Below are 9066 nucleotides of genomic sequence, written 5' to 3'. Positions count from 1 at the left end.
CCGCAGCTATTTTCATCTTCTTGAGCTTCTGTCCATCGTAGCGGAACAGGCCATTGAGACCGCCAAACCACAGATACCCCTCGTGGTCCTCGTGCATAGAGAGGCAATTGTCGATATCAAAGCCTTGATCGGGGCCTACAAAAGCAAAGTGCTCGCCATCAAAGCGAAAGACGCTTTTTTTCAGGGAAGTGAGAATGGGTGACACACACCCGACCCATATATCACCCTGCCGGTCTTGCACGATCTGCGAGATCTCGCTCGGCTCTATGTCTTTGGGAACTGCCTCCTTGAGGTCAAAAACGCTGATACTATGTGCATCATAAAGACCGACGCCGTCCCAGGTGGCAAACCAGAACTGATGATCGCGATCCTGTAATACGGCTTTGACTGCAGGATGAGGCAGGCCATCTGTAACGGTAAACCTGCTGAACCCATCACCGTCCTGATACAATCCCCCTTCCGAAGTGCTAAACCACATCCGGCCTTCACGGTCACACTGAATTTTGCGCAGTGGACCACCTAAATCGACCTGAACAGACTCGAAAGTGCCATCGGTATAGCACCAGAGTTCATCTCGTTTTCCAAACCGACCAATCCACACTTTGCCGGTATGGTCCGTATCTACGGCATAGGCGGTCCCATCTTGGGGAAAACTGTCTTTCTCATCATAGCGGTGGAAGGATTCACCATCGAAGCGGATGAGGTAGTTGAAGCCAAACCACAGGTGATCTTGCAGATCCTGAGTAATACCCCAACACGGACGCCACTTAGGAGAAGGAGGCCGCTTGTAGTGCTGGAGGTAGTGCGGAATCATGTCGTGGAAAGCAGTGCCATCGTAATACCCCAGAGTACGGGTACCACAGCACCATACACGGCCCTCATTATCTTCGTAGATGCACCGCACATCTCGGTCTGCAATGCCATCGTCCTTCAAATGGTGGAAATCCGCTCCGTCGTACCAGCAGACGCCATTTGCGGTACCAAACCACATTCGATTCTGACTGTCTTGTACAACAAAATAAGTACAATCATCAATAAGACCGTCCTGTTTGGTAAAATTCTGGAATTCGTTCCCATCGAAGCGACTGACGCCATTGTCCCAGGTGGCGAACCAGATACAACCCTCGCTATCTTCGGTAAGGTGTTCAATGCGCATCCCGGCCAGGCCATCGGCTATGGAATAAGTCCGCCAAGTGCCCGTGCGGTCAAGTGATTTGATCATAGAAAGAACCTTTTTCTCTATCGGTATAAATGGTTGTAAATTTTATTTACTGATATTAAGCAAATTCGAATATCACTGCAATAATATAGTTTGGGACCGTAATAGGTCTTTCGAGACCGTAATAGGTCTTGCAAAAGAGCCATTCAGACTATTTTGCGACGATATGATATAGTCAGATTGGCTCTTTTTCTTGTTTTAAAACAAGACTTTATGAGTATATCCCTCTATAACAACGTTCATATTGGCATACTTTTTGCATTTGTAAACCATTTTTAGGCCCCGTCAGAACCGGGAGCGACGTGAAACGCAAGGTTTCATAGCCACAAAATCAAGTTGCAGTTCTATCCTAAGATGTGGCTTCAGGGCATTGCAGAGATCAATGGCTCGAATTGCTCGGGATAGGCGTCGCTCGGGCAGATTACAAACCGTTAGACCGACAGCGCTACTACTCATCCCTTTGACCCGGCACCTGTTACTTATGCGCGTGTGGCCCTCGCCAAAAATTGAGGAGGAAGGATTGATGAACACAGCCGTTCTGTTCGATCTCGATGACACGCTGATCGACCTCCAATACTCTCGCCGCCATGGGCTGCGCGCGGTTCAGGAGATATTGCCTGATCTGAAGCGGGTTCCGCTGGAAGAGTTAGAACTCGCCCATGACGAGGAGTTGAACGCTACCTATCCCCGCATTCTTGATGACAGCCTGTCGGCTGAGGAAGCAGGCCATATACACATACGCGGCATCTGCTGGCGCTACGACATAGAAGCAAGCAGGGTCAGGGTGGTCGAGGCAACAGATGCCTACGCGCAAGCGCAGCAATCTAACCCGAGGCTCGTTCCGGGGGTCGAGGAATTGTTCGACGCCCTGCGGGGATGGGCGAAGATCGGTGTCATCACCAACGGCTGTCCGCTTCAGCGATACAAACTGGAGTTATTCGATCTTTTTCCCCTCGACGCCCTGGCGATATCGGAAGAGGTAGGGGCAGTAAAGCCGGATCCGGCGATCTTCCACTACGCGCTTGCTGAACTCGGAGTGCAGAAGGCAACGATGATAGGAGATTCATGGGAGAATGACGTTCTGGGAGCCATTGGATGCGGTATGTCTGCAATCTGGCTCAATCGCTACCGGAGGACCTGTCCCGATCCTTCCCTTGCCGTCGAGATCAACGGGTTCGAGTCTGTTGGAGATGTCCTGCACACGCTGAGGAAATTGTCCTGCACGCTCTAAATCGATATCCATTCACACACACAACCGTTGGAAAGGAGCACAAAATGACAGTAACCGTGCATATCCCCCTTCCACTTCAGAAGTGGACAAACAACCAGGCCACAGTAGAGGTCGCCGATGTCACCTCCATAGAAGAGCTTATCGACAGCCTCGAAAACGACCACGCTGGTATCAAGGACAAGCTGATCGAGAATGGAGAGATTCGGGGATATATAAACATCTTCGTCAATGAAGAGGATATCCGATTCCTGAAAGACGAAGAGGCCCGTCTAAAAGACGGCGATAATGTGCATATCGTGCCATCCATAGCAGGAGGTATATAGTGGAACTTCAAGATTTCCCAACTCCTGGACTGGTGCTCGCCGCAGACATGTTTCTATGGCGAGACATCGGTCATTTGTCCGACGACATCGACCAGCGCCTGGAGGGCTACCTGTAGTGTCCGTTTTTCCCAGCATTTTCCACAACCTGCTTCGATACGACACGCTGACGTTCAGCGACGGTGTGTCGGCCGCTTTCACTTTGGGATACCGCTTCGAAGATCGACCCGAAGACCTGTGGAGCACCCGGTTTACGAAGTTCAAATTCGATCCTGACGATGCCTCAACCGAAGGGGGAGCAAGGCTCATGGCGCACGCTGCAGGTATTCTTGTTCAGGGCTTGGGGCTGGATCCTATCAGGACGGTTTTCGCTCCCGCTCTGCGCTCCTCAGAGAAAATCGCGGATACAGAGGGATTGCTGGCGATGCTTGCGAGCCGCTGCGCTGGCGCATGCCGGTACGAGCCGGGACTGTTACAGAAGGAAGTCCACCTGCCCACGGGGAGAGGGGGCCTGTATCCCGAATTTCGTTCCTTGCTGGTGGCGCATGCCGGCTACCGTTCCGCTTCTGTGGATGCCGATACGGTCTTCATCGTAGATGATTTTGTGGCTACGGGAAAGACGCTGTCTCTGGCCGCTACTGCGATTCTGGAGCGCAACCCGGACGTGACCGTGTACGGATTGGCTCTGGCGAAACCAGAGTGGCACAAGCTGATTCTCGATTGGCATGGCGTGGACGTCAGCAACGACCATATCCCCGCTCACTGGTCATCTATATGGTCAGCGCCTCCCTGAAAAGCGATAAAGTAAATAAAGAAGTTGTTCGTATGATGAAGAGCCGGATTTGGAATTAACTATTTACCAGGAAGGAGTATAGGCATTATGAAACGGAAAACCATTGTCGGGATGATCGCTCTGTGTGTGTTGAGTGCCAGTCATGCCTTGGCACTCGATTGGGAAGTATGGCTCTCCGACCAATCGAATAGTGCCGATATCAGCGTTGCGAATCCCATCGGAACGTTCGGTAGTCGCATTCTTGTGTACGAAGGTCGCACCATCATGATGGCGCGGCCTGGAACGTATGACGAAGATCATCCCTCGTTCGGGCCGGTTGTTATCGAAGCGGCCGATGTTTTTCCCAATGCTTTCTCGGCATTTGGAGTGAATGTCGCGCGTTTGCACGGTATGTTGGCCCATCCGTCGCATCGCTTCATGAATGCGAATTTTTTTGGCCCAAGCGTCGGTCTGGTCGGGATCATTGATGCGGAAGGCCAATGTACGCTGACAGCGGAAGGGGAGAAGATCTGCGGACCGATTCGAGGCACCCAGAGTGAGGCGGTGAAGCTCGCCAAAGCCCTCTTTCGGACCACGGGACCGGAAGGCTCTCTCCCCTCGAATCATATGTCCTTTTGGAGTGCCGACGGCACCAAGTTGATTGTTGCAAATCTCGGTGCAAAGCTGTTGGAACGCATTGATTACGATCAAGAAACAGACACCTTCACTTTTAACAAAGCGGCCACGCTCGATCTGGTTGGCGGACGAGATTTGACGGTTATAGAAGCACAGGCCGATCCGACGTTGCCGGCCGGACGAGTGAGCGGGGAGTATGCCAATTTCCAGACGCTGTACACGCCCAGCGGTGCGCTGAAGCAAGGGCCGGGACGACCGAATAATGTCGTGATTTGTGCTGTTCCCAGTAGCAACAGTCAGCATGGGTATGTCACCCTCGGCGGTGGCGGACTGTTCGTGGTCGATATGACAACAGAACCGATGTCGATCGTGGCAGAATATACCAATGACGTCATTAGCATTGCTGGCTGTGGCGGTGCAGAAGGCGGCGGCTTTATGCACCTGAACTCGGGGGTTTCCGCGAGTGATTCAGGAGCCGATGATTCGACATTCATCTTGTATCGTCTGCCACTGGACTATCCGGATGGCGCAGCCCCCTATACCGTACCCAACGAGCCTCCGGTCATAAAGTTCTACGAAGAAAAAAAGATGAACATCACTTCCGAGGCGGAACTCGCCGATCGCCGTGATGCACACGGCATGGATATTTCGCCTACCCATCCCTACCTGTATCAGTTTGATCGAATCCAGAACAATGCGGAAGTATTCGATATAGGTAAGATCATCAATGACCCCAATGCAACGCTTTTCGAACAGGCAGAGGCCCATGCAGCCACCATAGATCTTACCGGGTCAGGGTTGTGTATCGGCGACCCGGCTCCGTTTGTCAATCAAGATGGAGAGGGGTACGAATTCAACGACGATCCCGCCCCAGACTTCCTGGATATTTCTCCCGATGGTCGAATGATCCTCGTCGCCTTCCGAGGGCCGCACCCGTTCTCCGTGAAGCACGCATCACTGGGCAGTTGTTCCGGGTTCGGTGTTGTCACACTTGAAGGCGATGGGTCAACCGGTACCCTGACCCATGTCTTTCGGACCTTTCTGTCCGATGCGACCAGCACTAGGAATCTGAGCGATATTCATGCCGCAGCCGTCCGAATCAAAAGGCCGAGTGCTACCGCGGACGCCGGTCCACGGCCCCCGCACCGCACGGAAGTGGAGGCCACTGTGCTGGGAGACGCGGTGGCAGATTTGATCGTCGAGTTTTCGCGCGCCATCGCTGGTCGCCAGCCTCACTACGCCTGGAGGGATACCACAGGCATAGACGGCCGCGTCGTTCTGACCATTACCTCTGAGGACCAGGTGAATGGCTACTATCTGGCTCGGGCACGGACCGCTGGCGGGGAGATTGTGGGCCAGTGGCACAGCATTCCTCTCAACGACAACCGACGTCAGGTTTTGGAACTGCCTCTGGGCGGGGGTGTGCGCGTGGTTGCCGTGGAAGGACTGGCCGCGAGCAAGAAGGTGGGAGGGGCAGCGGTCCCGGTCACAAGCAGCCTGGAGCCGAATCATCCCAATCCTTTCAACAGTTCCACCGTGATTCCCTACGGTCTGGCCGTGCCAGGTCCGGTGCGTCTGGTGATCTACAACACTCTGGGGCAGCCAGTGCGCACACTGGTGAATAAGTTCCAGGCCGCTGGCTTCTACCAGGTCTTCTGGGACGCCCGCGACGAGCGGGGTGTTGAGGTGGCCTCGGGCGTTTACCTCACCCACTTGAGTTACCCCGGTGGGGTGCAGACCCAGCGGTTGTTGCTGCTCAGGTAGTCCACATTGGGGGTATGCGAATCTGCATACCCCTTACTTTATTTCACAGGAGTTTGCTGGGGAAATGATACACAAAAAATTGGGCATGTTCCTGTTGCTCGTGACAGTGGGCCTGTTAGCGGGCTGTAAGCCAAACCAGCCGCCCAATGTACAAGCCGGTCCCGATCAGACGGTTGATGCGGGTGACAAAGTAACGCTCCGCGGCAGTGCATCGGATTCGGATGGCACGATTGAAACCTATCGATGGGAACAGGTGGATGGCCCTTCCGTGTTGCTGTCGAATGCGAATCAGGCATCTACATCCTTTGTCGCACTTCAAGTAGTCAAGGGGTCCGTTGTCCTGACGTTTCGTTTGACTGTCACAGACGACAACGATGCAACTGCAACCGATGATGTGGTTGTGACAATCGCAAAATATGGGCAACTGGGTATTACCCTGTCCGGAACTGTCAAGAACCATTCGACGTACAGGGGTATCTCTGGCGGCACCATTACCGTTCGCCAATACCAGGGCAATCTTTCCCAAACGGTGGGTGCCGCCAAAACGAACAGGAATGGCAAATATACTGTTCAGGTGCGGGTCAATCCGGGCAGGTTGACCGTCACTGCAATTGCCGCAGGCTTCGCGCCCCAGTCGATTATCGTTGATGTATCTGATGGGTCGAGAAGAACGGCTGACCTGGCCTTGGTGCCGGTCCAGGTGACACAGCCATTCCAGCCAGAAAACAATGCCGCGATACAGGTGGATGGTCAAACAGTTGTCTCGCTGTCTGCCAATGTTCTGGTGACGGAAAGCGGAGGTGCTGCGTCCGGACTGGCGACTGCGAGGGTCACTGTGCTGGATGTATCGAAAGATCCCTCGGTGATGCCAGGCGATCTGGAACAGTGGAATGCGGATACAGGAGAGGCTGAGCCTATTGAGTCCTTTGGTGCGATAAATGTGGAATTTACAGGTGCAAATGGCAATCGGCTGAATCTTGCCAGCGGAAAACAGGCGCGTATCTCGATACCTCTGGCATCGGGACGACGACCTGAAGATTCTCCCAAAACAATCCCGTTGTACTACTGGTCGGATGCGACGGGTTATTGGGTTGAAGAAGGCACAGCAATGCTGGAGAGGACCGCAGATGGCAAGTGGGCCTATACGGGGAGTGTGGGACATTTTTCGACGTGGAATGCGGATGTGCTGTATAAGTCAATAACCATGAGGGGATGCGTCCAGGACCAGCAGGGGAAGCCAGTTAAATACGCGGAGGTGACAGCACACGGGAAAGACTATGTCGGGAGTTCCAAAGCCACGACGAATGTTGATGGGCAATTCGAGATCGAGGTCCGACCAGATTCTGAACTGGAGCTTTCTGCCGCTGTTGATGGTTCTGTCTATAGCGATGCGCAGATGATGCGTACCGAGCGTGATGATATGTCACTGGACAGGTGTCTGGTCGTCACTGGCGATCAGGGTCTTCGGGATTTTCCGATGAAAATCAGAGGTACTACGGGGAGCCTTGAGATTTGTGTGCGAGACCACGAGTGCGAAGATGGGGATGAGATCAGCGTTGATGTGGAAGGCAGAACCATATTTTCCGGAGAAATTGTCAACGAGTGGGACTGCCAAACCATAGAGGTCCGGGGCAGAGAGAGCTATGTGGTAGAACTGACAGCCCTCAACGGCACGGGATACAAGGGAGACTGTAGCTACATAGACGAAAATACGGGTGAAATCCGCGTTACTGGAGAGAACATTGAAACGCAGGTATGGCGACATCGCGGCGGTGCTGGGTCGAAAGCGCGAATTATCGTGGAAACAGTGAAACAGCGTTTTCCAATGCCAGAGATGGTGGTGATTCCAGCGGGGAGTTTTTTGATGGGTTCTCCGGACCCGGCTGGTGTTGGCTTTTCTAACGCGAGACCTTTGCATAGTGTGAGGATAGCATCATTCGAAATGTCGAAGTACGAGATTACCTTCGAAGAGTACGATGCCTTCACCGATGCGACGGGTCGCGAGCGGGCATACGACCCAGGTTGGGGGCGTGGTCGGCGTCCGGTGATCAATGTTTCGTGGGAAGATGCGGTAGCCTATACACAGTGGCTGTCATCACAGACGGGTGAGAACTATCGCTTACCGAGTGAGGCGGAGTGGGAATATGCGGCGCGTGCTGGCTCAACGACGCGGTATAGCTGGGGGAATGACATTGGTGTCAACCGTGCCAATTGCGAGGACTGCGGCAGTCAGTGGGATGGTAAGCAGACAGCACCTGTGGGATCGTTTAGAGCCAACAGATGGGGGCTTCACGACATGCACGGCAATGTGTGGGAGTGGGTACAAGATTGTTGGCATTGGGATTACAAGGGGGCACCTGCTGACGGTTCTGCTTGGTTTGAGTCTGAGGCTGGAGACTGCGGTACAAGGCGCGGCTTATTTGGGATAGTGGAGGCTAAGACTGGACGCGTGTTGCGTGGCGGTTCGTGGGACATCGGATCTAAGTATTTCCTTTGGTCGGAGTATCGCGAGAATAGCGATAGCACTGTTATCGGAGGTCGCAACGGTATCGGTTTTCGAGTTGTCCGGTCTTTTTAGCTCCTGATTCTTTACATCTTTACCTCTTGTGTGGGGAAGGAAGGAGATGGTGTTTTTGGAGGGTATGAGGGGTTGTGGAGTTTTGCGGTCTTTTTGGGTATGGGGTGGGTGAGAGATGTATTCCCTAAATGCTAAACACTGAGGAATTTCAAAATGTTAAAAAATTCAGGCATACCAAATCACGAAGGAAGTGCCTTGGTCATTTTTTCGATCATGCCGTTTCGTGCTATCCACGGGAGTATGACCGATGAGTGACCATTCTAAAAAGTTCAACAAAAACTGGAATGTCGTTATCTGGTTTCTGACCTTGTTCATGCTCCTGGTGTCTGTTCTCATTCTAATCCTAACCGTAGAGACCTATTATCCGGAGCTATTAAAATCCCTCTGGGAATTCATCAAAGATAAACGGATAACTGTGATTATTACTCTGCTCGCAAGTGTAAGTCTATTGTCGTTTATACATCAAATATATATTGATTCCAGAAAGGTCGGGTCAAGTCCAAAAAGTTCTGTAAAATTGTAGCCCCGTGATAGGGGTCAGAGTTT

At 52.8% G+C, this 9066-nt stretch carries 6 protein-coding genes; 5 read left to right on the top strand and 1 reads right to left on the bottom strand.

What is annotated here, in order from left to right; all coding sequences use genetic code 11:
* Positions 1 to 1222: hypothetical protein (locus tag OXH16_12310; protein MCY3682176.1), on the bottom strand; the 1222-nt coding region annotated here is incomplete at its 3' end.
* Between the two features lie 379 nt (positions 1223 to 1601).
* On the opposite strand from OXH16_12310, the gene OXH16_12305 reads away from it, so the two are divergent.
* From OXH16_12305 to OXH16_12285, 5 genes are all read left to right on the top strand, one after another.
* Entirely contained in the window at positions 1602 to 2450 is an 849-nt protein-coding gene (locus OXH16_12305) for an HAD family hydrolase (GenBank protein ID MCY3682175.1), read from the top strand.
* 44 nt (positions 2451 to 2494) lie between these two features.
* Positions 2495 to 2773 (top strand): MoaD/ThiS family protein, encoded by a 279-nt coding sequence (locus tag OXH16_12300; protein ID MCY3682174.1) that lies wholly within the window; start codon positions 2495 to 2497, stop codon positions 2771 to 2773.
* A 304-nt stretch (positions 2774 to 3077) separates the two neighbouring features.
* Entirely contained in the window at positions 3078 to 3563 is a 486-nt protein-coding gene (locus OXH16_12295) for a phosphoribosyltransferase (protein MCY3682173.1), read from the top strand.
* 87 nt (positions 3564 to 3650) lie between these two features.
* Positions 3651 to 5942: a T9SS type A sorting domain-containing protein gene (locus tag OXH16_12290; protein ID MCY3682172.1), complete on the top strand. Its 2292-nt coding sequence runs from the start codon at positions 3651 to 3653 to the stop codon at positions 5940 to 5942.
* Between the two features lie 64 nt (positions 5943 to 6006).
* Positions 6007 to 8520: an SUMF1/EgtB/PvdO family nonheme iron enzyme gene (locus OXH16_12285; protein MCY3682171.1), complete on the top strand. Its 2514-nt coding sequence runs from the start codon at positions 6007 to 6009 to the stop codon at positions 8518 to 8520.
* The last annotated feature ends 546 nt before the right edge of the window (positions 8521 to 9066 follow it).

It is taken from the genome of Gemmatimonadota bacterium (assembly GCA_026705765.1).
Lineage (GTDB): Bacteria > Latescibacterota > UBA2968 > UBA2968 > UBA2968 > VXRD01.
Note: the sequence above shows the minus strand (reverse complement) of the source record. Positions and strands in the feature narration are given on the sequence as shown.

What these genes read in the sequence shown, in the direction of transcription:
- OXH16_12305 (MCY3682175.1), top strand. Translation starts at nt 1,602, where the DNA reads ATGGCTCGAATTGCTCGGGATAGGCGTCGCTCGGGCAGATTACAAACC.
- OXH16_12290 (MCY3682172.1), top strand. Translation starts at nt 3,651, where the DNA reads ATGAAACGGAAAACCATTGTCGGGATGATCGCTCTGTGTGTGTTGAGT.
- OXH16_12295 (MCY3682173.1), top strand. Translation starts at nt 3,078, where the DNA reads ATGGCGCACGCTGCAGGTATTCTTGTTCAGGGCTTGGGGCTGGATCCT.
- OXH16_12300 (MCY3682174.1), top strand. Translation starts at nt 2,495, where the DNA reads ATGACAGTAACCGTGCATATCCCCCTTCCACTTCAGAAGTGGACAAAC.
- OXH16_12285 (MCY3682171.1), top strand. Translation starts at nt 6,007, where the DNA reads ATGATACACAAAAAATTGGGCATGTTCCTGTTGCTCGTGACAGTGGGC.